This window comes from Micromonospora sp. NPDC005979 (assembly GCF_040614415.1).
Lineage (GTDB): Bacteria > Actinomycetota > Actinomycetes > Mycobacteriales > Micromonosporaceae > Micromonospora.
Window position 1 is genome coordinate 55,320 of sequence record NZ_JBEXUR010000008.1, and the last position, 23,919, is coordinate 79,238.

Annotated in this window: 19 protein-coding genes and 2 tRNA genes; 9 read left to right on the forward strand and 12 right to left on the reverse strand. The window is 71.7% G+C overall.

Annotated elements, in window-relative coordinates; genetic code table 11:
• Positions 1 to 129 precede the first annotated feature (129 nt).
• Positions 130 to 3,906: a S8 family serine peptidase gene (locus ABZ272_RS15220; RefSeq protein ID WP_355050559.1), complete on the forward strand. Its 3,777-nt coding sequence runs from the start codon at positions 130 to 132 to the stop codon at positions 3,904 to 3,906.
• A gap of 110 nt (positions 3,907 to 4,016) precedes the next feature.
• Here the strand turns inward: ABZ272_RS15220 and ABZ272_RS15225 are convergent.
• The 6 genes from ABZ272_RS15225 to ABZ272_RS15250 all read right to left on the reverse strand — a co-directional run bounded on the left by ABZ272_RS15225 (position 4,017) and on the right by ABZ272_RS15250 (position 10,091).
• Positions 4,017 to 4,093, reverse strand: a tRNA-Met gene (locus ABZ272_RS15225).
• Between the two features lie 132 nt (positions 4,094 to 4,225).
• A tRNA-Met gene (locus tag ABZ272_RS15230) sits at positions 4,226 to 4,299 on the reverse strand.
• 60 nt (positions 4,300 to 4,359) lie between these two features.
• Positions 4,360 to 5,298, reverse strand: coding sequence for a hypothetical protein (locus tag ABZ272_RS15235; protein WP_355050560.1), 939 nt, complete (start codon positions 5,296 to 5,298; stop codon positions 4,360 to 4,362).
• Entirely contained in the window at positions 5,288 to 5,797 is a 510-nt protein-coding gene (locus ABZ272_RS15240; RefSeq protein ID WP_355050561.1) for a SigE family RNA polymerase sigma factor, read from the reverse strand. The genes ABZ272_RS15235 and ABZ272_RS15240 overlap by 11 nt, the downstream gene beginning before the upstream one ends.
• Positions 5,798 to 5,984: 187 nt before the next feature.
• Positions 5,985 to 8,981: a UPF0182 family protein gene (locus ABZ272_RS15245; RefSeq protein ID WP_355050562.1), complete on the reverse strand. Its 2,997-nt coding sequence runs from the start codon at positions 8,979 to 8,981 to the stop codon at positions 5,985 to 5,987.
• A gap of 96 nt (positions 8,982 to 9,077) precedes the next feature.
• Positions 9,078 to 10,091 carry a PDZ domain-containing protein gene (locus tag ABZ272_RS15250; protein ID WP_355050563.1) on the reverse strand — a complete coding sequence of 338 codons (1,014 nt, stop codon included), beginning with the start codon at positions 10,089 to 10,091 and terminating at the stop codon, positions 9,078 to 9,080.
• Positions 10,092 to 10,206: 115 nt separating this feature from the next.
• Between ABZ272_RS15250 and ABZ272_RS15255 the strand changes: the two genes are divergently transcribed.
• Positions 10,207 to 11,538, forward strand: a complete 1,332-nt coding sequence (locus tag ABZ272_RS15255) for a zinc-dependent metalloprotease (protein ID WP_355050564.1) — start codon at positions 10,207 to 10,209, stop codon at positions 11,536 to 11,538.
• Positions 11,539 to 11,839: 301 nt separating this feature from the next.
• On the opposite strand, the gene ABZ272_RS15260 is transcribed toward ABZ272_RS15255, so the two are convergent.
• The gene (locus ABZ272_RS15260) at positions 11,840 to 12,448 is read right to left on the reverse strand and encodes a hypothetical protein (protein WP_355050565.1); all 609 of its coding nucleotides are present in this window, start codon (positions 12,446 to 12,448) and stop codon (positions 11,840 to 11,842) included.
• Positions 12,449 to 12,813: 365 nt separating this feature from the next.
• Positions 12,814 to 13,344 (reverse strand): M48 family metallopeptidase, encoded by a 531-nt coding sequence (locus ABZ272_RS15265; RefSeq protein ID WP_355050566.1) that lies wholly within the window; start codon positions 13,342 to 13,344, stop codon positions 12,814 to 12,816.
• Positions 13,345 to 13,870: 526 nt separating this feature from the next.
• On the opposite strand from ABZ272_RS15265, the gene ABZ272_RS15270 reads away from it, so the two are divergent.
• The 3 genes from ABZ272_RS15270 (at position 13,871) to ABZ272_RS15280 (ending at position 16,702) form a co-directional block, all read left to right on the forward strand.
• Positions 13,871 to 14,038, forward strand: coding sequence for a DUF5679 domain-containing protein (locus tag ABZ272_RS15270; RefSeq protein WP_007464795.1), 168 nt, complete (start codon positions 13,871 to 13,873; stop codon positions 14,036 to 14,038).
• A 209-nt stretch (positions 14,039 to 14,247) separates the two neighbouring features.
• Positions 14,248 to 15,345, forward strand: coding sequence for a hypothetical protein (locus ABZ272_RS15275; protein ID WP_355050567.1), 1,098 nt, complete (start codon positions 14,248 to 14,250; stop codon positions 15,343 to 15,345).
• Between the two features lie 10 nt (positions 15,346 to 15,355).
• The gene (locus ABZ272_RS15280) at positions 15,356 to 16,702 is read left to right on the forward strand and encodes an AarF/ABC1/UbiB kinase family protein (RefSeq protein WP_355050568.1); all 1,347 of its coding nucleotides are present in this window, start codon (positions 15,356 to 15,358) and stop codon (positions 16,700 to 16,702) included.
• Positions 16,703 to 17,160: 458 nt separating this feature from the next.
• Here the strand turns inward: ABZ272_RS15280 and ABZ272_RS15285 are convergent, their stop codons facing one another.
• From ABZ272_RS15285 to ABZ272_RS15295, 3 genes are all read right to left on the reverse strand, one after another.
• Positions 17,161 to 17,526 (reverse strand): WhiB family transcriptional regulator, encoded by a 366-nt coding sequence (locus tag ABZ272_RS15285; RefSeq protein WP_355050569.1) that lies wholly within the window; start codon positions 17,524 to 17,526, stop codon positions 17,161 to 17,163.
• Between the two features lie 131 nt (positions 17,527 to 17,657).
• A complete protein-coding gene (locus ABZ272_RS15290; RefSeq protein ID WP_355050570.1) occupies positions 17,658 to 17,909 on the reverse strand; it encodes a hypothetical protein in 252 nt (83 codons plus the stop codon).
• A gap of 122 nt (positions 17,910 to 18,031) precedes the next feature.
• Positions 18,032 to 20,197, reverse strand: a complete 2,166-nt coding sequence (locus ABZ272_RS15295; protein ID WP_355050571.1) for an ATP-dependent DNA helicase UvrD2 — start codon at positions 20,195 to 20,197, stop codon at positions 18,032 to 18,034.
• 93 nt (positions 20,198 to 20,290) lie between these two features.
• On the opposite strand from ABZ272_RS15295, the gene ABZ272_RS15300 reads away from it, so the two are divergent.
• Positions 20,291 to 20,533 carry a mycoredoxin gene (locus ABZ272_RS15300; protein WP_355050572.1) on the forward strand — a complete coding sequence of 81 codons (243 nt, stop codon included), beginning with the start codon at positions 20,291 to 20,293 and terminating at the stop codon, positions 20,531 to 20,533.
• 71 nt (positions 20,534 to 20,604) lie between these two features.
• Here ABZ272_RS15300 and ABZ272_RS15305 read toward each other — a convergent pair whose 3' ends face one another.
• Complete coding sequence (locus ABZ272_RS15305) at positions 20,605 to 21,894, reverse strand: MFS transporter (RefSeq protein WP_355050573.1); 1,290 nt, start codon at positions 21,892 to 21,894, stop codon at positions 20,605 to 20,607.
• Positions 21,895 to 22,109: 215 nt separating this feature from the next.
• On the opposite strand from ABZ272_RS15305, the gene ABZ272_RS15310 reads away from it, so the two are divergent.
• The 3 genes from ABZ272_RS15310 (at position 22,110) to ABZ272_RS15320 (ending at position 23,896) form a co-directional block, all read left to right on the forward strand.
• Positions 22,110 to 23,090 (forward strand): helix-turn-helix transcriptional regulator, encoded by a 981-nt coding sequence (locus ABZ272_RS15310; protein ID WP_355050574.1) that lies wholly within the window; start codon positions 22,110 to 22,112, stop codon positions 23,088 to 23,090.
• Positions 23,091 to 23,164: 74 nt separating this feature from the next.
• Entirely contained in the window at positions 23,165 to 23,404 is a 240-nt protein-coding gene (locus tag ABZ272_RS15315) for a DUF397 domain-containing protein (protein WP_355050575.1), read from the forward strand.
• A 216-nt stretch (positions 23,405 to 23,620) separates the two neighbouring features.
• Positions 23,621 to 23,896: a hypothetical protein gene (locus tag ABZ272_RS15320; protein WP_355050778.1), complete on the forward strand. Its 276-nt coding sequence runs from the start codon at positions 23,621 to 23,623 to the stop codon at positions 23,894 to 23,896.
• The last annotated feature ends 23 nt before the right edge of the window (positions 23,897 to 23,919 follow it).

Below are 23,919 nucleotides of genomic sequence, written 5' to 3' on the forward strand. Positions count from 1 at the left end.
ACGCCAAATTCACGGGACCGGGCACGGCCGGCCGCGCAATGCGCCCGCAACCACACGGTAAAAGAGATGATCTTTACATCAATCCATCCAGATGATCGGATTCGGCAACTGGTCATCTCAGGAGGCACCGTGCGGTTCTCTCTCACCCGAAGATCTGCGACAGCAGCGGTAGGCGTCACCCTCGTCGCCGCTCTCGTCACCCCGACGACGGCCCACGGCGCTCCGGCGTCCCCACCCCCGACGGCGCCGCCGGGCCGGGCGGCTGACGCCCAGGCGGCACCCGTGACGGTCACGCTCGTCACCGGCGACCGGGTGACTCTGACCCCCGGGCGCGACGGCACGACGCCCACGGTGGACGTCGTCCGCGCCCCGGGCGCCACCGGCGCCGTACGCATCGCCACCGAGGGCCGCGACACCTACGTGTACCCGGACGAGGCGCTGCCGTACCTGGCCACCGGTCGCCTCGACAAGCAGCTCTTCGACGTCACCCAACTCGTCGCTCAGGGCTTCGACGACGCGCGAGCCGACGCGCTCCCCCTGGTCGTCACCCGCACCACGGGCTCGGCGGCGCTGCGGAGCCGCACCGACCTGCCGGGCGCGGAGACCACGTTGGACCTGCCGTCGGTCCGTGGCCAGGCGATCCGCGCCCACCGCCCCCGGGCCGCCGACTTCTGGTCGGCCCTCATCGGCGGCCGCCAGCCCGGCGGGACGGCGTCGACGGCCCGCGCCGCCGCCGCGACGCCCTCCTTCACGGCCGGCATCGACAAGGTGTGGCTCGATGGCAGGGCGAAGGCCGCCCTCGCCGACACCACCGCTCAGATCGGCGCACCGGCGGCCTGGGCCGCCGGTGGGACGGGCGCAGGCGTACGGGTGGCCGTGCTGGACACCGGAGTGGACACGACCCATCCGGACCTGGTGAACCGGATCGTGGCGTCCCGAAGCTTCATCCCCGGCCAGGATGTCATCGACCGTAACGGGCACGGCACCCACACGGCCTCCACGGTCGGCGGGACGGTCGCCGCGTCGGATGGTCGGGAGCGGGGCGTCGCCCCCGGCGCCGACCTGGTGATCGGCAAGGTCCTCGACGACTTCGGAAGCGGCTCGATCTCCGGGATCATCGCCGGCATGGAGTGGGCGGCACGGACCGAACACGCCAAGGTGATCAACATGAGCCTGGGCGTCAGCGCGTGGCACAGCCAGGACGATCCACTGAGCCAGTCCGTCAACCAACTGACCGCCGAGACCGGCGCGCTCTTCGTCGTCTCGGCCGGCAACAGCGGTCCCGACCCGTACACCCTGGGCGCGCCCGGGACCGCGGACGCCGCGCTCACCATCGGCGCGGTGGACGCCACCGACCACCTGGCCGACTTCTCCAGCGCCGGGCCCCGGATGATCGACGACGGCCTCAAGCCCGACCTGACCGCCCCCGGCGTCGACGTGCTGGCGGCGCGCTCGCAGCACATCGAGTGGGGCGAGGGCTTCTACCGTCTGGACAGCGGCACCTCGATGGCGGCGCCGCACGTCGCCGGAGCCGCCGCCCTGCTGGCGCAGAAGCACCCCAGCTGGAGCGCCAGCCAGATCAAGGACGCCCTCATGGGCACCAGCGTGCCCACGCCCGACTACAGCGCCTACCGGGCCGGTAGTGGTCGGTTGAACGTGGCCGCCGCCTACCACCAGGACCAGATCATCGCGACCGGATCGGTCGACGCCGGACTCGTCCCGTGGTCGCCCGGTGCGCAGCCGAAGCCGATCACCCGGAAGATCACCTACACCAACACCACGGACAGCGCCATCACCTTGACGCTCGCCGTCGAGGGCGCCGACGCTCCCGCCACGACGTTCGCGGTCGGTGCCGGCCAGGTGACGGTCCCCGCGCGGGGCACCTCGGCGGTCGACGTCGTGGTGGACCCGAAGGCGCTGACCGCCGGCCGGTACTCCGCCCGGGTCACCGCCCGCCACGCGGCCGGCGTCGTGCACACGGCCGTCGGGATCGCGGTGGAATCCAGGAAGTACGACCTCACGATCCACCTGAGGGACCGCGGCGGCCGGCCGATGAGCGGCGAGGTCGAGATCGTCAGCGCCGACGGCGTCTCCACCTTCATGTGGGTACGGGATGGAAAACTCGTCAGCCGATGGGCCCCCGGCTCCTACACGGTGGTCGGCGCGGTCGACGTCGAGGGCCTGCACGGCGACGGCTCCCTCGGCCTCGCGATGCTGACCGTGCCCGAGGTCGAGCTGACGACCAACCGGGTCGTCGTACTCGACGCCTCGGCGGCCCGTCAGGTGAAGGTGGCGACAGCGCAGCCGACGGCCGTCACCAACAGCCGCATCGACGTCTACCGCTCGTTCACCTCGCGCGAGCCGACGCCCAGCGACTCGAGCGCCGTGCGCGAGACGTTCTGGCCCGGCGCCACCTACGACAGTCTGTGGGCGCTCCCCACCAGGGGCGCGGTGCGGCAGGGCAGCTTCGTCTTCACCACCCGGATCCGGGCGGAGCAGACGCCACTGGAGATCAGCCACGACGGCCGTCGTACCGGTGACCCACTCGCCCAGCCGGGCGCCCGCCCGCTGACCGACGGCACCAGGCGCCTGGACGCCGTCTTCGCCGGCACCGGCGCGACGGCGGACTACGCCGGGGTCCCGGCCCGCGGCAAGGCCGTCGTCGTCCGGCGCGACGACGCCGTGTCCCCGTCGGACCGGGTCAAGGCGGCGACCGCCGCCGGCGCGGCGCTGCTCCTGGTCGTCAACGACGGCGAGGGCCGCGCCAGCGAGTGGTATGGCGAATCCGACGGTACGACGAACGGGCCGCTCCCGGTCGCGTCACTGGTCGCGGGCGAGGGCGAGAGCCTGATCGGCAAGATCACCGCCGCCGGCCGCAAGGGGGTACGCCTCACCGTCACCGCCCACCCGTCGTCGCGATACCTGTACGACCTGGTCGACTATCACCGTGGCGGCGTACCCGTCGACCCGTCGCCCAGGACCGACCCGAAGCACCTCGCCCGGATCGACCTCGTGTTCGCCCCGCCCCCTGGCCAGCAGGCCGCCGAGACCCGGACGGACTTCCCGCCGTACGAGTGGGCGGCCGCTCGTGGGTTCCGCTTCCAGCCGGTGGCCCCCGGACCGCGTACCGACTGGGTCTCCGCCGGCGACGGCGTCCGGTGGAAGCAGTTCGCCGATGTGCTCGACTGGGGGCGGTCGTACACGGATGAGATCGCGTACCGGCCGGGCAGCGTGCAGAAGGACCGCTGGTTCGGGCCCATCACGCGGCCACGCCTGCTGACGTACGACATCCCGTTCCGGGGCGAGTTCGGGATCAGCGCCTACATCCAGGGATTCGGCGACGGGGGATCCGCGCACAGCGGCGGGGCCGCCATGCTGCAACGAATCTCGTTCTACCAGGGCGACCGACAACTGGTGCAGTTCGAGAACTGGCCGGAGCTGTTCGCCGGTGACCTGCCGGCGGAGCGGTCACCGTACCGGCTGGTCGTCGAGACGGAGACCAAGCCGGAGTTCAGCCCGTACTCGTCGAGCACGCGTACCGACTGGACCTTCTTCTCCGGCGCTGTCACCGGCACGGACGTGCAGGCGATGCCGCTGGTCCAGTTGGACTACGGCACCGACGTGGACCTGGCGGGCCGCGCCCCGCGCCGGAACGACCTCACCATCACCCCGGTGGTGGTCGGCAGCACGGCCGCGAAGGACGGCGTCTCCTCGCTCGGTCTCGAGGTGTCGTACGACGACGGACGCACCTGGCAACGGCAGAGCCTCAAGGAGCGCAAGGGCGCCTGGACGGCGGCCCTGAACGCGCCGGGCCGGGCCGGGTACGTGTCGATCCGGGTCACCGCCAAGCAGCGCAACGGCGGTGGCGTCACCCAGACCGTCATGCGGGCCTTCGGCCTGCGGTGACATGTGTGCGGGGGCCGGTTCGCGCCGGCCCCCGCCCGCGCGGGCGGCGACGTCGACCGGAATGAGGAGAACCCGGTCCCCTCAGGGGACCGGGTTCTTGTCGTACCTCGTGGTAGCGGGGACAGGATTTGAACCTGCGACCTCTGGGTTATGAGCCCAGCGAGCTACCGAGCTGCTCCACCCCGCGTCGGCTGTTAAAGCTTAACCCACTCGTCCCGGCGATGATCAGCGGGGGTCACCGCCGGGCCATCGCGCGCGAGCGGACGCGACGATGACGAAAGCCCGCCTCCGGAAGATCGGAGACGGGCTTTCTCTCTCGTAGCGGGGACAGGATTTGAACCTGCGACCTCTGGGTTATGAGCCCAGCGAGCTACCGAGCTGCTCCACCCCGCGTCGGCTCGCTAACCGTAGCGCACCGACCCGGGGCACCGCAAAGCGACTCCGATACCGCCGTCAGCCCAGCCAGTTCTCGATCGCCGCCACCGCACGCCGACTGTCGGCGTCCACCTGGGCGCGCTCGGCGGCGGTGTACTCCCAGCCCTGCTCCCAGAGCACCGTCACCACGTCGTCGACCCGGACCATCCGGACCAGCCGCACCTCGTACGCGCCCGGGTCACCCATGCCCGTCGGGTACGGGGCGCGCAGCTCGAACAGCACCGACTCGTCGCCGTACGTCCCCGGGTCCAGCAGGCGCTGCCGCCACACCCTGGCGTCGTCGGGCGACTTCTGTTCCGGGCAGGCGCGGACGGCCTGTCGCAGCTCCCGCAGCGCGTCGTCGGCGCGGCCAGGACGGTAGATGGTGATGCTGTGCCGGTAACTGCCGTCCGGCACGTTCCCTGCCGGGGTCTCCGGCCGCTTGTAGGCGATCGACCGGGCGCGGCGCTGCACCACCGCCGACTCGCTGGCGTACCGGGCGCCGCACAGCGTCGGCAGGACCGGCCCGGCGGCGGTCGATTCCAGACCGGTCCGATTGGCGGCCGCCAGGACGAAGAAGGCCCGGTCCGGGATCGAGGTGGGCGCGTGGGCGGTCGCCTGGCCGGTGGGCGCGACCGACCGCGTACCCGCTGCGGTGGTGTGCGACGGCGTCGGGGACGACGATTGCGGCGTGGGCGGCGCGGACGCCGACGGGGTGGGTGTGGAACTGCCCGCGACCGACGGCGGGGCCGGCGTGTCGGCCGGTGGCGGCAGCGGCGCGGATCCGTCCACGGGAAACACCAGGCGTCCACCGACGGCGGCCCCACCGAGCAGCACCGCGACCGCCAGCGCGCTACCCGCCGCTCGGACGCGGGCCCGCCGGTCGGCGTGCCGCCGGACCACCTCGGGATGCGCCACCGTCACGTCGTCCGCGGCGACGGTGAGCGATCGGTACAGGTCGGAGAGTTCAGCGGACATCGTTCGCCTCCAGTTCGTCGATGTGGACGTCGGGCAGCAGGACGGCCAGCCGGCACCGGCCGCGGGACAACCAGGACTTGACGGTGCCGACCGGCACGTCGGCCTCCCGGGCGATCTCCTCGACCGACATGTCGAAGAGGTAGTGCAGAGCCAGCGCCTGTCGCTGCGCGGCCGGCAGTTGACGGAGCGCGCCCACGAGCAGCACCCCGTCCTCGCCCGGAGGGGGCGCGGTCGGCGGCGGACCGCTGCGGCTCAGCAGGAGCCGCCGACGGTGCAGGTGCCGCCACCGGTCGTTCGCCAACCGGGAGACCACCAGCCGCAGCCACGCCTCGGGCGCCGGGTGCTCGGCGAGCCGCCCCCATTGCCGCCACGCCCGCGCGAACGCCTCCTGCACGACGTCCTGCGCCTCGGTGTGGTCACCGGTCACCGCGTAGCCGTAGCGGATCATCCGCCGGACGGTGCCACGGTAGAAATCGTCGAAGCTCTGTGCGTCCCTCACGACTGCCCCCTTGTCCGCGCCCCGATGCATCAAGGACGGCAGGGGGCCGGCCGGGGTTGCGGGCCGGCTGGACAAAGCGTGTCGGAGAGGCGACAGGCCGGCATTCGGAACGGATGCGACGGAGCCCCCGACGTCCGGACCCGGGGGTCCGACGTCGAGGGCTCCGGTGTGCCGGACGAGCGGCTGGTTAGCCGCCCGGCGTGGCGCTCGGGGTGCCGGACGGCGGGGGCGCGCCGCCGCTCGCCTGCTGCGCCTGCTGGAACGCGGTCAGCGCCTCGTCCAACGCCTTCAGCGCGCGGCCGTACCGCTCGAAGTCCCCGGAGGTCTGCGCGGCGCGGACCTCCGTGATGGCGGACTGCACCCGGTCCGCGGCGACGGCCAGATCGCCGGCCGGCGGGGCGGTGCCGCCCGGCGTCGGGGTCGCGCTCGGGGTCGCGCTCGGCGTCGCGCCCGGCGACGGGCTGGTCGGGTTGCCACCCGTGGTAGGCGGCGGCGAGGTGCCCTGCCCGGCCTTCTTACCCTGATCGACCAACTGCTTGATGCCGTCGTTGATGTTGTCGGCGAGCGCCACGAACGAGCCGCCGTCACCGTAGGAGAGCAGCACCTTCTGCAACAGCGGGTACGCGTCCTGCTGGTTGCTCTTCACGTAGACCGGCTCGACGTAGAGCATCCCGTCGGCGAAGGGCAGCGACAGCAGGTTGCCGTACTGCACCTGCGCCTGGTTGCTGGAGAGCAGGTTGAGCTGCTGACGGATGTTCGCGTTGTTGGTCATCTGCTGATGCACCTGCACCGGCCCGGAGATCCGGGTCTGGTCCGGCAACTCCAGCACCTCGAGTCGGGGTTTCCCGTCGACGTACGACCCGGAGATCAGCGCGGCCAGGTTCTGCCGGCCGTTCGGGGTGACCGCCGAGGTGAGCTGGAACCGGGGGCTCTCCTGCCCGGGGAACTGGGTGAACAGGTAGTACGGCGGCTGCTTCTGCCCGCTGTCCGGCGCGTCCGGCACGTTCGGCACCTGCCAGAAGTCCTGCGCGGAGTAGAAGTCACCCGGGTTGGTCACGTGGAACTTGGTGAGCAGATTGCGCTGCACCTTGAACATGTCCGCCGGGTAGCGGAAGTGCTCGTTCAACTCGACCGGGATGTCCGCCTTCGGCTTGATCAGGTCACCGCCGAACGCCTTGTTCCACGCCTTGAGCACCGGGTCGGTGTCGTCGTACTCGTAGAGCGTCACGGTGCCGTCGTACGCGTCGACGGTGGCCTTCACCGAGTTGCGCATGTAGTTGACGTTCTCCCGGGCCAGTTGGAAGGTGCCCCGGTTGGTCAGCTCGTCGGTCGTCTCGACCTGGAGGTTGACGCGCTCGGCGTACGGGAAGGTGGCGGCCGTCGTGTAGCCGTCGACGATCCACTGCACCCGGCCGTCGACCACCGCCGGGTACGGGTCACCGTCCAGCGTGAGGAAGGGCGCGACCTTCTCGACCCGGTCCCGCGGGTTGCGCACGTACAGCAGCTTGGAGTCCTTGTTGACCGCCTCGGAGAGCAGGAAGTTCGACTCCTGCTCCTTGATGGCGTAGAGGAGCCGCCGCGAGAAGGAATCGAGCTTGACGCCGCCCTCGCCGGTGTAGGTGTAGGACTCGCCGCCGCCCTCACCGACGGGCCTGTCGAACTCGGCCTTCTTGTTCGGGTCGGACTGCCCGACGATCGCGTAGTCGTCGGCGGCCATCCGCTCGCCGTAGTAGATGCGCGGCTGCTTGGCGGGGATCTGCTCGGTCTGCGAGGAGCACGCCTCCTGGGTCCGCTCGCCGAGGAAGCCGGAGACGAAGAACGGCTGCCCGCCGCACACCACCTGGTTCGCCGGGGCGGCCACCAGGCCGTACCCGTGGGTGTAGACGGTGTGCCGGTTGATCCACGTGTTCTGCTGGTCGGTCAACTCGCCGTAGTTGATCTCGCGGACGCCGACGACGTAGTCGGACGTCTTGCCGTTCACCCCGTAGCGGTCGATGTCCAGCTTGGGGCCGAAGTCGTAGAAGCCCCGGACCTGCTGGAGCTGGGTGTACGTCTCGCTGACCAACTGCGGGTCGAGCAGGCGCACGTTGGACACGACTGACGTGTCGGTGGCCAGGTTCGCCGGTGGGGTGAGGTTGCTCGCCGCGTACGGGGTGGTCTCGGTACTGCCCAACCCGAACGCCGCCCGCGTCGCGTCGATGCTGCGCTGGATGTACGGCGCCTCCTTGTCCTTGGCGCTCGGCTTCACCTCGAAGGTCTGCACCGCCCACGGGTAGATGCCGCCGATCGCCACCGCGGAGACGCCGAGCAGGGCGAGCGAGATGCCCGGCCACACCAGGTTGCGCATCCAGGCGTTGGAGAACACGACGATCGCGATGGCCACGACGACCGAGATGTACGCCAGGATCTCCTTCGCCGTCAGCAGCGCGTTGACGTCCGCGTAGCCGGCGCCGTACAGCTTGGCGCCCTCGTTGTACTCGAGCAGCATCGCCCGCCGGTCCAGCACGTACGCGAGGGCCTTGAGCAGGACGAACACCGCGACAAGACTGCTCAGGTGGGCCCGCGCCGCGTTGCTCATGCGGTCCCCGACCCCCTGGAGGCGGACCCCGCCGAAGAGGTAGTGCACCGCCAGCGCGCCGATCAGCGCCAGCACCACGGCGGTGAAGCCGACACCGAGCAGGTAGCGCCAGAACGGGAGCTGGAAGACGTAGAAGCCGATGTCCACCCCGAACTCCGGGTCGACGGCACCGAAGTCACCGCCGTTGCGGAACAGCAGCCACTGGTCCCAGCGACTCTGGGCGGACAGCCCGGCGAAGAGGCCGATCACGGCGGCGATCAACGCGATCCAGGTGCCGAGGCGCGGGCTGAGCGCCATCCGGTAGCGCTCCAGCGTGGCCTGCTCCGCCGAGTGCGGTCGCAGCCGCGGCCGCAGCCGGTACGCCAGCCACAGGTTGCCGCCGATGACCACCGCCATACCGAGGCCGATGACGGCGAAGAGCAGCAGCCGCGTGACGAGCACACCGGTGAAGACCTCGGTGTAGCGCACCTCGTCGAACCAGAGCCAGTCGGTCCAGGCCTGGACGCCCCAACCGAGCAGGGTGAAGAGCACGAACACCCCGACCAGGACGGCGATGGTGACCCGGCCACGCCGGCTCATCCTCGGCAGAGGGCTGCTGCTACGCATTACCACTGTTGGCTCCGCACGCTCGATGTGATCGGCTCCGATCAGGCACCCAGAGTACGGGGTGTTCCTGAGCGTGTCGGGGCACGGTCACACGGGTCAGCAGCGGGTCGGCTGACCACCCGCGCGCAGCGTCTCCAACGCGGTCAGCGCCTCGTCCAGCGAACCCACCTTCAGCAACGGCAGGTCGGGCTGCGGGTTACGGACCGCCTCGGCGCAGTTGTCGGCCGGCACCAGGAAGACCTTGGCCCCCGCCCGCTTCGCGCCGACCAGCTTCTGGGCGATTCCGCCGATCGGACCGACCGTGCCCTCGTCGTCGATGGTGCCGGTGCCCGCGATGACCTTTCCGCCGGTGAGGTCGGCCGGGGTCAGCTTGTCCACGATGCCCAGGGCGAACATCAGACCGGCGCTCGGCCCGCCGATGTCCTCCAGGTCGATGCCGAGCGTGAACGGGTGAGGCTGCTGCTGGTCGATCTCGACACCGATCCGCGGCCGACCGTCCTGCTCCCGGCTGGTCACCGTCGCGGTGGCCGGCGTGCCGTCGCGGGTGTAACCGATGGTCAGCGCCGTACCCGCCGGCTTGGCCCGGATCAACTCGGTGACCTTGGCGGCCACTGGCACCGGCTGACCGTCGACCGAGGTGACCACGTCGCCCACCTTGAGCGCCCCGGCGGACGGGCCGTCCGCCGCGACCGTCTTGATCACCACCTGCACCGGGAAGCCCAGTTCCCGCAGCGCGGCGGTCTCGGCGCTGGTCTGCGACACCTTGAAGTCCTCGGCGTTGCGCTGCTCGACCTGCTCGGTCGACTCCCCCGGCGGGTAGACCAGCTCGCGCGGCACCACCGCCTCATCGTCGGAGAACCAGCCGGCGATCGCCGAGCGGAGCCGCACCGTCGGCTGCACCCCCACCGTCGTCAGCCGCAGTTGGCCCGCCGACGTGGAGGTCTCCCGGCCGGTGACCTGGATGACCTCCTTACCGTCGGCCGTGCCGAGGGTGTTGACGGTCGGGCCCGGGCCGAGCACCACGTACGGAATCGGCACCCGGAGCACCCCGATGCTCAGCAGGGCGGTGAACAGGGCACCGAGCAGGACCGTCAGGCCACGACGTCTCATGCGCCAGAGCGTACCGATCGCCACCGGCTGGTCCGACGGATGCGTCACACGACTTCGCCCTCAGCGGAACGCCAGCGGCGACTACCTGGGGCGCGGCCCGCGTACCGTAGAGGTCGTGCCTGATATTCCGTTCGGTTTCGCGCTCCCGGGTGGGCAACCACCAGACCCCAACGATCCCGCGCAGATGCAGCAGTTCATGTCGCAGTTGCAGCACCTGCTCTCGGCGCCGGGCAGCGGGCCGGTCAACTGGGACCTGGCCCGGCAGGTAGCGGCCAGCCAGCTCGCCGCCGCCGGTGATCCGGCCGTGTCGCCGTACGAGCGCAACGCCGTCGAGGAGGCGTTGCGCCTGGCCGACCTGTGGTTGGAGCCGGCCACGTCGTGGCCGTCCGGCATCCAGTCCCCGGTCGCCTGGAATCGCAACGAGTGGATCTTCAAGACGCTCGACGTGTGGCGCAAGCTCTGCGACCCGGTGGCCAGCCGAATGGTCGGCGCGATGGGTGACCTGGTGCCGCCGGAGGCGCGCGCCCAGCTCGGCCCGATGCAGTCGATGGTGGCCACCCTCGGTGGCGCGCTCTTCGGCGGCCAGCTCGGGCAGGCCCTCGGCTCACTCGCCGCGGAGGTGCTCTCCGCCGGCGACATCGGGCTGCCGCTCGGCCCGGCCGGCACGGCCGCGTTGATTCCGGCCAACATCCGCGCGTACGGCGAGGGCCTGGAACTTCCCGAGGACGAGGTACGCCTCTACGTGGCGCTGCGTGAGGCCGCCCACCAGCGGCTGTTCCAGCACGTTCCGTGGCTGCGCGGGCACGTGCTCAGCGCCGTGGAGATGTACGCCTCGGGCATCCGGGTCAACCGGGAGGCGATCGAGGAGGCGATGGGCCGGGTCGACCCGACCGACCCGGAGTCGATGCAGGCGATCGCCCTGGAAGGCATCTTCACCCCCGAGGACAGCCCGGCCCAGAAGGCCTCACTGGCCCGCCTGGAGACCGCGTTGGCCCTGGTCGAGGGCTGGGTGTGCCACGTGGTGGACAGCGCCGCCAGCGACCGGCTGCCCAACGTCGTACGGCTGGGCGAGGCGTTCCGCCGCCGCCGGGCCGCCGGTGGCCCGGCCGAGCAGACCTTCGCGGCGCTCGTCGGCCTGGAGCTGCGCCCCCGCCGGCTGCGCGAGGCGGCGGCCCTGTGGGCGGCGCTCACCCAGCATCGCGGCATCGAGGGCCGGGACGCCGTCTGGGGTCACCCGGATCTCCTCCCCTCGGACGACGACTTCGCCGACCCGGTGGCGTTCGCGATGAACGACATGGACCTGAGCGAGCTGGACAGCTTCGACTTCACCGCCCCGGGCGGCGCGCACGAGAAGGCGCCGGGCGAGTCCGACGACGACAGCGGCACGGACGGCGGCGGCGACGGCGACGGCACGGACGGCGGCACGGACGGCGGCACCAAGAGCTGACGCGGCCAGGCCGGGCGTCCGGCACGGGCCGGGCGTCCGGCACGCACCCGGCGCGGCCCGGGCGTCCGGCACGGCCCGGCTCGGGCGTCCGGCACGCGCCCGGCGCGGCTTGATGATCCACTCGGCTTCCTGGAAGGCGGGTTGTCCGCGCGGGCTGGACGCCGCGCTTTCCGGGAACCCGAGTGGATCACGCCCGCGACAGCCCCGGGGGGCGGCCGACGCGTCGACGGCGCGGCGGCCAGGCGGGGCAACCAGGCACGGCGACGGCCGGCCGATCAGGCGGGGCGGTCAGGCGGGGCGGTCAGGCGGGGCGGTCTGAGCCCGACAGCAGCGAGCGGGTTGCCTCCCAGCCTTCGAAGGCCGGGTCCAGCGCGGCGAGGTCGGCCGGGGCACGCTGGCGTCGCCAGCCGGCCGTGACGGCGACGCGCCCTGGTTGGGGGGCGCCGACCCGGGCGTCGGCCGGCACTGCGGTGTCAAAGTCGAGCGGTGGCAACCACTCTGGCACGGGCAGCCGTACGGCCACTCCGAGCAGACCCGGGCCGCCGCCCTCGGCCGGGGCGACGGCGACCGACCGGGTGGTGAGCGGGCGCAACAGCTTGCCGACGGTCAGCGCGGGCAGGTCGGGCACGTCACCCACGAGCACCGCCGCCTGGTCGTAGCCGTCCAGCGTGGCGAACACCGCGTTCGGCGTCGGCTCGGGCACCTCGTGGACGGCGGTGCCGGGCCAGACCAGCGCGTCCGCCAGCGGACGGTCTGCCGGGGTCACGGCGACGGCCACGTCCACCTCGTTGAGGGTCGCGACCAGGTCGATGACATCCTCGGCGAGCGCTGCCCGCCACTCCGCCAGGTCGATCCCCGGCGGCGACCACCGCACCGGCCCGACCATGACCACCACCACCCGCCGCGCCATGACCCGACCCTAGCGCCCCGACCCACCGCCTGACCCACCCCGCCGGGCCCACCTGACCGGGCCCGCCGAGCCCACCTCGCCGAGCCCCACGCACGCCGAGCGCCACGCCTCAGACCCGCCCCACCGCGCCAGCCCAGACGTGCCAGTCAGCCGGCGAGCCAGGTGATCGACTCCACATCGGCGATGTCGGGGCATCCCGACGCCAGGACACTCCAACATCGGCGATGTGTAGTCGATCAAGGCCGGGCAGGCCGGGCAGGCCGGGCGGGCCGGGCGGGCCGGGCAAGCCGAGCAGGTCGGGCAAGCCTCCCAGGCCGGGGCAGGGTCACCGGCTGGGCTGGGCTGGGTTGGGCCCGGGGGCGGGGTCAGCTGGGGACGGGGGCGCAGGATGCGGCGGCGACGCCCTCCAGGTAGCCGCGCGCACGCTCCGACTTGGGGTACCGGCCGACGAGCGCCCAGAACCGGGCGTTGTGGCTGGGCACGATGAGGTGGGTCAACTCGTGCAGCAGCACGTAGTCGATCACCCAGTCGGGCATGTCCCGCACGCGGTGTGAGATGCGGATGCTGCGGTCGGCGGGGGTGCACGAGCCCCAGCGGCCGTTCTGGTTGGTAACCCATCGGACGCTGGCCGGCAGGGCCTTCTCGCCGTAACCGCCCAGGTAGAGGTCGATCAGCCGATTGGCTCGGGCGACGAGTTCGTCGTCGGAGCGGGCCAGTCGACCCTCGCGGGCGGCGAGCCGGGCCAACATGCGGTCGACCCACTCGCTCTCCTCGGCCCGGGAGAACTGGTCCGGGATGAGGACGACCACCCGCTCACCGTCACGGTACGCAGACACCGTGCGTCGCCGACGCTGGCTGCGCCGTACCTCGACGACCGGCTTACGCGTCCCTGCCATCACTGGGCCGCGCAGCCTCGGCTACGTGTCACGAGGGAAAGCTAATGCGTACTGACCAGGGGTCCGCAAGAGTCAACCGCGCGACACGCGCCCAAAAAATGGTGATTGGTCGCCCGGCGTCCCGAAAATTTCTTGACCGGACCACCGCCGAGGTGCCATCACGCCGTCTCGTCACCCACCGTGTACGCCGACGGCGGCACCCTGCGGTCCGCCCCTCCACCGTAGGTGATCACCGCGCTCGACGCTGCCGCGGGGGCACCCGCAGGGGTGGCTGTGAGGGTTTGGTCGGCGTGTCCCCGCCAAACTGACTTATCCGACCTAATTCGCCATGCACACTCTCGACGTCGACTTGCTCACAGTGACGATGCACAGCTGACATGGAACTGCCCAGACCTGGGTAGGGTCCGCGAACCAGCGGTCACGAAGGTGGCCGTGGAGAAAGACCCAGCGCCGGCGCCCCGTGAGGTCCGCCGCCGGGCATTCCGCCGGAACCGTATTGACCGGCGGACGAGACGAGGAGGGCACCGTGGCCGACCAGGCCCAGACCTACAACGGTTACTGCGTGAAGTGCAAGGAGAAGCGGGACTTCGAGGGGCACGTGGAGGTCTCGAAGACCGGCATGAACATGGCCAAGGGCAAGTGTCCGGTATGCGGCACAACAGTGAACCGGATTCTCGGCAAGGCGAAGGTCTGACCCGTACGGATCTGCGGGGGCGGGACGGCCACACGGCCGTCCCGCCCCCGTTGCCGACCCGGGGCGCAGGTGACTCTGTCGGGTGGCCGACAGCACACGCAGTGGCCTGTGGATAACCCCGCAGATCCTGTGGACAAGGCTGGATACGGCCCCGGCCGCCTGTGGACAACGATCGACCGAGCGCATGGATGCGGTCACGATTCGTCACCATGAGTCGTACGCCGCTGCCTCGCCCCACCCTGCTGCCCGGCCTCAGCCGGCTCTGGCGGGATCGGCACACTTTGCAGATCGGCCTCGGCCCCGGGCCCGCCGTGCTGGTGGAGCTGACCAATCCGCGCACCGCTCACCTGCTTGATCTGCTCGACGGCACCCGCAGCGAGCGGGATGTGCTGACCGAGGCCGGTGGCGCCCAGGTCGCCGCCGACGACGCTCGTACGCTGCTGGACGCCCTGCGCGCGGCGGGCCTGCTGGTGCCGGCGCACACCCTGCTCCCCCGCGACCTGGCCGGCCCGGTCCGGGCCCGGCTCGCCGCCGAGGCCGGGGCGTTGGCGCTGGCGGCAGCCCGGTTGCCCGGCACCCCGGCACAGGTCCTGCGCCGCCGGCGGTCGGCCCGGGTGCTGCTCACCGGCGGCGGGGCCCTCGGCGGACCGCTGGCGCTGGCGCTTGCCCAGGCCGGCGTCGGCCAGGTGATCCCGCACCTCAGCGGCCCGGTACGACCGATCGACCTGATCGGGACGGGCATTCCCGCTACCGAGTTGGGCCGCCCACTGGCCCCGGCGATCCGGGCGGCGGTCGACCGTGTCGCACCGGGCACCGGCACCCACCCGGTCCGGGCCGCCCGGATGGATCTGGTGATCCAGTTCGGCGCGGACCGTCCGCCCGCGCTGCTCGCCGCCGGTCTCGCCCAGCGCCGCCAACCGCACCTCATGGTGACCGTCCGCGAGGGCGTACCGGTGATCGGGCCGCTGGTCCGCCCGCCCGCCGGGCCGTGTCTGCGCTGCGTCGAGCTGCACCGGGCCGACCGCGACCCGGCCTGGCCGGGGCTCGCCGCTCAACTGGCTGCGGCGCGGCCGGTGACCGCCGGCGCGACCGGCACACTGTTCGCGGCGATCGGATACGCGGTGGCGGAGGCCCTGGCGCACCTCGACGGCGGGCAGCCCGAGACGCTGGGGGGCGCTGTGGAGATCTCCGGCGCGGGCCGGTTCCGGCGCCGGGGCTGGCCGCCGCACCCGGCTTGCGAGTGTTCGCGGAGCCGGCGTACGCACCAGCCCGGCCGCACGGCAGCAGCGGGGCCCTCCGGTCGGTAACAATGGCGAAGTGACCGATATCCCGCGCCGGGCCGTTACCCGGACCGCCAAGCTCGCCGCTCTGCCGCTCGGCTTCGCCGGTCGGACCGTCCTCGGCATGGGTAAGCGCGTCACCGGGCTCGCCTCCGACGTCATCTCGGCAGAGATCCAGCAGCGCACCGCCGAGCAGTTGTTCAGCGTGTTGGGGCAGCTCAAGGGCGGGGCGATGAAGTTCGGCCAGGCATTGTCGGTCTTCGAGGCGGCCCTTCCGGAGGAGATCGCCGCGCCCTACCGGCAGGCGCTGACCAAGCTCCAGGAGGCTGCGCCGCCGCTGCCCGCCGCGAGCGTGCACAAGGTGCTGGCCGAGCAGCTCGGCCCGGACTGGCGCGACCGGTTCGTCGAGTTCAACGACACCCCGGCCGCCGCGGCGAGCATCGGGCAGGTGCACCGGGCACGGTGGCGGGAGCCGGGGTACGGCCCGTCCGGCGAGCCGAACAGCCGCGACGTGGCGGTCAAGATCCAGTACCCGGGGGCCGGTGACGCGCTCCTCGCCGATCTCAAGCAACTCTCCCGCCTCGGCGGGATGTTCCGGGCCATCCAACCGGGCCTCGACGTCAAGCCGCTCCTCGTCGAGCTACGCGAGCGGATCACCGAGGAGTTGGACTACGAACTGGAGGCCGAGTCGCAGCGCGCCTTCGCCGCCGCGTACGCCGACGACGACGAGATCTACATCCCGGGGGTTGTCTCCGCGTCCCCCCGGGTGCTGGTCACCGAGTGGGTGACGGGCACACCGCTCGCCGACATCATCCGGGACGGCAGCGAGGAGCAGCGGGACGAGGCCGGCCGACTGATGGCCACGCTGCACCTGTCCGCACCCCAGCGGGCGGGTCTGCTGCACGCCGACCCGCACCCCGGCAACTTCCGGCTCCTGCCGGACGGCCGGCTCGGGGTGATCGACTTCGGCGCGGTGGCCCGGATGCCGGAGGGCACGCCGGAGCCGATCGGCCTCATCGCTGGGCGGGCGTTACGCGGGGACGCGGACGGCGTGGTGGCGGGGCTGCGGGACGAGGGGTTCATCGGGGCCACTGACGAGATCGACGCCGAGGGGGTCCTCGACTTCCTCCGCCCGATGCTGGAGCCCATCGCCGCCGACGGGTTCCGGTTCACCCGGGCCTGGCTACGCGCCGAGGCAGCCCGGCTGGCCAGCCCCCGATCCCCCACGTACCAGTTGAGCCGGAAGCTCAACCTGCCGCCGTCGTACCTGCTCATCCACCGGGTGACGCTCGGGTCGATCGGGGTGCTCTGCCAGTTGGAGGCCAAGGCCCCGTACCGGAGCATCCTGGAACGCTGGCTGCCCGGCTTCGCGCCGGTCGCCTGAGGACGTGCGGAAGGGCGGGTGCCGGTCGGCACCCGCCCTTCTGCGTGGGGTGGTACCAGGGCCTGGTTGATAAGAACTGGCCGGCCTGCGGCGGGCCCGGACGACGACCGGCGACGTTGCGGTTGCGTCCGGATACAACACCGGTATCCGAACGCAACCGCGCCTTGCCGGATCGCCGCCCGGACTCCGCCTCGGCTCGACCGCCCTTATCAACCAGGCCCTAGAGAACGCCCAGGTCGCGCGCCGACTGGCGACGGCTGTTCATGGCGACGGTACGGGCGGATCGGGTTGCCTCAGTGCTCGTGGTGGTACGACCGGCCTGAGGCCGGCGCATTCGAGCCCTGGTCAGCGCTTCGTGGAGTAGTTGCATCTCGTAGGCGCCACTCGGAACGTTCAACATCGTCTTCTCACTCACTGCCGGTGTGACACCGGCGTCGTTGGAACGGGTCGGGAACATGTCAGGCTGCCAGCCGGACCGCGCCTCGCACCTCGGACAGCCCACTGGCCGCCAGGCGCGCCTCGGCCTCGACCCGGAGCGCGGCGTCACGAGCGACGTCCTCCTTGCGCGGACGGCCACGGGGCCGCTTGCGCGGGACGACCGCGCCACGCTCGAAGATCTCGCCGCCCCAGACGCCCCACGGCTCCGCTCGCTCCACCGCCCCGGCCAGGCACTCGACGCGCAGCGGGCAGTCCCCGCAGAGCGACTTGGCCAGCTCGAGCTCGGCAGGCGAGTCGGAGAACCACAGGTCGGGGTCGAACTTCCGGCAGGGCAGGTTCGCCTCCAACTCGACGCTCACGTCGATGGGGGCCAACGCCAGACTCATCTCCCGGTCACCTCTCTCTCACTTCGATCTCGTGGATCGCATTCCGACGTACTTACGGCGGGGCAAAAAACTGAGGCCGCGGATCCCGGTAATCGGGTTCCGCGGCCTCGAGGTGAGCCGGTGTCTGAGATTCAGACCGGTCTACCTCGAGGTGGAACGCCGCGGACATCCGTACGCTTCTTGGCGCCATCGATGCCCATGCCCGTGAAGCCACTGGTCCCCTGGACTCCGGCATTCGGCGCAACGGTCAGGTTCAGCTCGGTCTGAACCTGGTGCACCTGCGAAGCCCACGGTCGGGTGGCCACGAGAGCCACCCGGACAGTCGACAGCGGAGCGCAGACAGACGGCATCGCCGCCAGACGCTCATAGGTGAAGATCTTCACGGGTGCCACCTCCCTCACGTTCCTCGGATCGACTGGACCAACCCCCGTGAGCAGCCGGAATGGCGCCGCTCGCGTGGTGTGTCCTGAGGCTATTCCTCGCCTGGGCGCGAGGGCAAACGAATTTACGACGAGATTTCGAAAGTTTTCTCCGGGCAGACGTCGTCCACCCCCGCGCCCCCCACGAGCGCCAGCACGGACTCGCCGTAGAGGCCGAGTTTGCGGGGGCCGATGCCGGCGATCGCGATCAACTCCTCGGGCCGGCCGGGCCGCCGCTCCGCCAGCGCGGTCAACGTGGCGTCGGTGAACACCACGTACGGCGGGACCTTCTGCGCGCCGGCCACCCGCTGCCGCCACTCGCGCAGGCGTTCGTGCAGCTCGTCGTCGATGTCGGACGGGCAGGTGGGGCAGCGGCCGAGTTTGCGGTCCGGGCCGGCCAGCAGGGTGGCGCCGCAGATCCGGCAGGACACGATCTGCGTCCGACGCCGCTCGGGTCGCCGGGCCCCGCCCGTGGAGGCGCCGGCCCGCTCGGTGCCTCCGGAGCGGTCCAACTGGGGCAGGAACCGCGAGGGCCGCCGGGCCCGTCCGCCCGGCGACCGCGCGGCGGCGTACGACAGCCAGAGCCACTGCCGGGCCCGGGTGATTCCGACGTACAGCAGGCGGCGTTCCTCCTCCACCTGCTCGACGGTCTTGGCGTACGTGGTGGGCAGGGTGCCCTCGGCGAGGCCGACCAGGAAGACGGCGTCCCACTCCAACCCCTTGGCCGAGTGCAGGGACGCCAGGGTGACCCCGTCCACCGTGGGCACGTGCTGCTGCGCGGCCCGACGGGCCAACTCCTCGGTGAAGTCGGTGAGGGTGACCGGACGCTCCACCGACGCGGCCTCGCCGATCGGCACAAGTTCGGGGGTGGCCGCGTACTCCTCGGCGAGCTGGACCAGCGCGGCCAGCGCTTCCCAACGTTCCCGGGCGGCGCCGCCGGCCGGGGGCGCGTCGGGCGCCCAGCCCACGGCGGTGAGCGCCTCGACGACGGCGGTCGGCAACGGGGTCTCCCCCGGGATCGACCGGGTGGCCGAGCGCAGGGCGACCATGGCCTGACGGACCTCGGCGCGCTCGAAGAAGCGCTCGGCGCCCTGCACCACGTACGGCACGGCGGCCTCGGTCAGCGCCTTCTCGTACGCCTCGGACTGCGCGTTGGTCCGGAACAGGACGGCGATCTCCTTGGCCGGGGTGCCGGCGTCGATCAGCGACCGGCAGCGCGCGGCCACCGCGTTCGCCTCGGCCGGCTCGTCGGTGAAGATCCGCAGGTCGGGCTCCGGGCCCGGGGGCCGCTGTCCGCTCAACTCCAGTCGCAGCCTCGCCTCGGTGCCGCGCGCCTGCGAGATCACGGCGTTGGCGAGCCCGACGACCTGTGGGGTGGAGCGGTAGTCCCGGACGAGTCGTACGACGGTGGCGTCGCGGTGCCGGCGCGGGAAGTCGACCAGGTAGGCCGAGGTCGCCCCGGTGAACGAGTAGATGGTCTGGCTGGCGTCGCCGACCACGGTCAGGTCGGTACGACCGCCCAGCCAGGCGTCCAGTAACCGCTGCTGGAGCGGGTTGACGTCCTGGTACTCGTCGACCACGAAGTGCCGGTACTGGCCCCGGACCTGTTCGGCGACGTCCGGGTGCTCCTCGATACCCCACACCGCGGCGCGCAGCATGTCCTCGAAGTCGATCACCCCGTTGGAGCGCTTGAGCTGCTCGTACGCGGTGAACACCGCGGCGACCTTCGCCGGCTCGTGCGGCGTGTCCCGCAGCGCGCGGGCCGCGGCCACGACGTAGTCCCCCGGCTCGACCAGCGACGACTTGGCCCACTCGATCTCGCCGGCCAGGTCCCGCGCGGCGGCCCGGTCGGCACGCATGCCGACCCGCGCGGCGGCGAGGGTGACCAGCCGCACCTTGCTGTCCAGCAGCTCGGGCATGGCGCGACCGGCCAGCAGGCGGGGCGCGAAGTAGCGCACCTGGCGCAGCGCGGCGGCATGGAACGTCCGTGCCTGCACACCCTGCGCCCCGAGCAGCGTGAGACGGTGGCGCATCTCGGCGGCGGCGCGGGCGGTGAAGGTGACGGCGAGCACGTGCCGGGGGGAGATCTCACCGGAGAGCGCGCGGTGGGCGATCCGGGAGGTGATCGCACGGGTCTTGCCGGTGCCGGCCCCGGCCAGGATGCACACCGGGCCGGCCGGCGCGGTCACTGCGGAGCGCTGCTCCGGGTCCAGCCCGGCGAGTACGCCTTCCGACGCTGAGTGAACCCCCACAACCAGGAATCATCTCAGCTCCCCCGGATGTTGTAGCGGACAGCCTCGGCTTGATCGGCAAGCCGGCGGCCAGAGCGGTTGGAGGATCCGATCATGCTGACGATGTATTCCACTCCCTGGTGCGGCTACTGCCACCGGCTGAAGTCGCAGCTCGACCGGGAAGGCATCGGGTATGAGGTGGTCGACATCGAGCAGGACCCGAAGGCCGCGGACTTCGTGATGAGCGTCAACGGCGGCAACCAGACGGTGCCGACGCTGCGTTTCGATGACGGCAGCGCGCTGACCAACCCGTCGATCACGCAGGTCAAGCAGCACCTGGCGACGCTGGGCGCCTGACTGGCAGGCGTACCGACCCTCGACGAGCGGCCACCCCCCGCGGGTGGCCGCTCGTCGTGTCCGGCCTCGCGTCAACGCCGGAACGGCCGCCGGGTGGCCACGGTCACCGAGCTGTCGATGCCGCCGTCGAGTGGGCGGCGTGGCCCCGGAAGGGTCGGCGGTGTGGGCATCGCCCCGCCGGACGGCGCGCTGAGGTGTCGGCCCCGCCACAGATAGACGCCGGCCGCCAGCGTGGCCACCCCGACCAGCACGAACAGGGCACGATAGTCCAGGACGCCGACCAGCAGGGCGCCCGCGCCGATGGAGAGCGCCTGCGGCCCGCTGACCAGCGCCTGGGTGGCCGCGGCCACCCGTCCGACCAGGGCGGGGGGCGTACGCCGCTGGATCAGCGTGTGCAGACCCACCATCGTCAGCGGCAGCGAGACGCCGGCCAGCAGCACCGCCCCGAACCCGAGCGGCAGGTCGGGGTACGCGAGCGCGAGCGCCGCCGGAGCGAAGAAGGCCACCCCGGCGGCCAGGGTGCCGACCTCGCCGAATCGCCGGACCAGGGCCGGTGAGCAGATCCCGCCGCACAGTCCGCCGACGCCCTGCACCATCACCAGCACGCCCACGAACGCGGCGTCCCGGTCCAACCCCTGGTCGACGTACGCGAAGATCAGCGACTCGCTGAAGCCCATCACCAGCGACCCGAGCCCGTAGCCGACGAGGGCCCGACGCAGCGCCGGCTCACCGGTCAGGTGTCGCAGGCCGGCGCCCAGCTCGGCGGGCCACCGCAGCCGTACGGTGGACGGCGGCTGCGCCGGGCTCGGCACCGCGGTCACCACCACGGCGGCGGTCACGAAGCCGACCATCCCGATGCCGGCCAGCGCCCACCCGCCGAGCGCCGCGTAGAGCGCCGCGCCCACCAGGGGGCCGACCAACCGCAACCCCTGGCGTACGGTCTGCAGCACGCCGTTCGCCTCGGCCAGCAGCTCCACGGGCACCAGTTGCCGGATCAGCCCGCTGAGCGCCGCGCCGAGCGTGATGGAGGACAGGCCGTACAGGGCGGCGACCAGGTAGACGCGCCACACGTCGCCCGCGTCGCGGACGGTGAACAGCGGTACCAGCAGCACCGCGGTGACCACGTTCGCGGCCACGAAGAAGGGCCGGCGCGGGTACCTGTCGACGAACCACCCGACCAGCGGCGCCATCGTCATCGGGGCGACGACGGCGAAGATGATGCCGCCGGCCAGCCCGTCGGAGCCCGTCAGGTCCTTGACCCAGATGGCGAGCGCGAGTAGCAGGATCGACTCGGCGGTCATGCTGGCCAGTAGGCCGCCGAACAGGAGACGGAAGTCGGGGCGGCGCAGGACGGTGCGCATGGGTCCCTCCGGCAGGGTGGTGTGCCCGGCTGGGCGCGGTCGACGAGGCTGGGACCGTGGGTCCGTCATCGTCCGGCGTACCCGTGGTCCATTTTTGGCAAGACACGCCCTCGCCGGAACCTCCGACACCGGTCGCGCCGTCCATACTGACCGTGGGGGGCGAATTTCATACAGTTACCGTCGCGTCTGCGGCGGACGACGGGAAAGAGGACACTGTGCCTCCTGCCGCACCCAGCCCAATCATGCGTCGTCGACGGTTGGGCGTCGAACTGCGCAGTCTGCGTGAGATCGCAGGCCTCACCGGCGACCAGGTCATCGAGCGGATCGGCTGGGCGTCCGCGTCCAAACTGTCGCGCCTCGAGAACGGCCGTAGTAGACCGGACCCGCAGGACGTCAGCGTCCTGCTGGACCTGTACGGCGCCGACGCCGCCGCGCGCGAGGAGTTGCTCGGGATCGCCGGTGAGGCCGGCGACATGCGCGGCTGGTTGAAGAACTTCCCGGTGATGACGCAGCAGCAGCGGAGCTGGGCCGAGTTGGAGGCGGGCTGCGCGGAGATCTCCGAGTACAACCCGGTGCTGGTGCCGGGCCTACTGCAGACCGCCGGATACGCGCGGGTCCGACTCCAGTCGGCCCGTCGGGTGAGCGAGCGGGCCGGTGAGCCGGAGCCGGCCGACGAGCTGGAGACCGAGGTCAAGGCGCGGCTGGCCCGTCAGACGCTGCTGACGCGTGAGCCGCACGCGCCGACCTACACGGCCGTGCTGGAGGAGGCCGCCCTCGGCCGTCGGTCCGGGCCGCCCGAGGTGTTGCAGGAGCAGTTGCACCAACTCTGCGAGCTGGCCCTGCTACCGAACGTGACGTTGCACGTGCTTCCGCGGGACATTCAGGTGGGCGATTGGTACCTTCCGCCGACCGCCTTCTCCCTCTATCGGTTCGCCGATCCGCTCGATCCGGAGACATTGGCCATCGAAGGGGGGTTCGTCGACGTCATGTCGACCGAGTCAATCACGCTAAATCGCTATAAAGTAGTGTTCGAGTGGCTATGCACGGCGGCACTAGACGCTTCGGACACCCTCTCCTGGCTGATCGAGGCGACGGGACGGCCGACCGGGGCGGCACCCGCATCCACAGTGGCGTTCGGGCCGGCAACGGCGCCGACCCAACGTCGCCGTGATTCGGGACGACTGACGGACCGGTGATCCACGGGGGACCTTCCGTCGGGGCGTGCGGCACCACTCGTCCCATCGGATCGGTTCACATCAGGAGCAGAACCATGAACGACATCCACCAGACGCCGTCCGTCTCCGCCAGCTCCCTGGCGGACGCCCCGTGGCGTACCAGCACACGTAGCCAGACCTCCAACTGCGTGGAGGTCGCGCCGCTGGGCACCGGCCCCTCGGCGGTCGCGCTGCGCGACAGCAAGGACCGGGGCGGCCCGGTGCTGATGTTCAACCGGGCCGGCTGGCTCGGCTTCATCGCCGGGGCGAAGACGGGCCAGTTCGATCTGAACTGATCCTCCACCGTGGGGCGGGGCCGTCGGCACAGTGCCGGCGGCCCCGTCGTCGTATCCGCCGACGACCCCGCTGACCAGGGATCCGCCAATCGGACGAGGCTCGAAACCAATAGGCGCGTTTCACTTGCTGGGATGAACACGGGGCGTAACATGACCCACGAGAACGTGGAACTTCCACACACCGGCTCATCCGTCGCGGTTCATCCGGAGACCCTCATGCGGTTCCTGATCGTTCGCACCGACATCCGCACCGTCGCCGACGGTGACATCGCCGCCGCCTGGGCGGACGGCCACCGCCTCCGCGACGAGACCACCACGCCCGAGCCGCGCCGGCAGACCGTGCACGCCGAGGACCGGGACGCCGCGCTGGTGCTGGCCCGGGCCCTGTCCACCGTCGGCGCGGTGCGGGCCGGCAAGCAACGGGTCAAGGTCCTGCCGCTCAACGAGCCACAGCCCGCCTTCCGGCGCAGACCCGGCCGCACCGGCACCTGACCCACCAGACGTCCGCCGTGGTC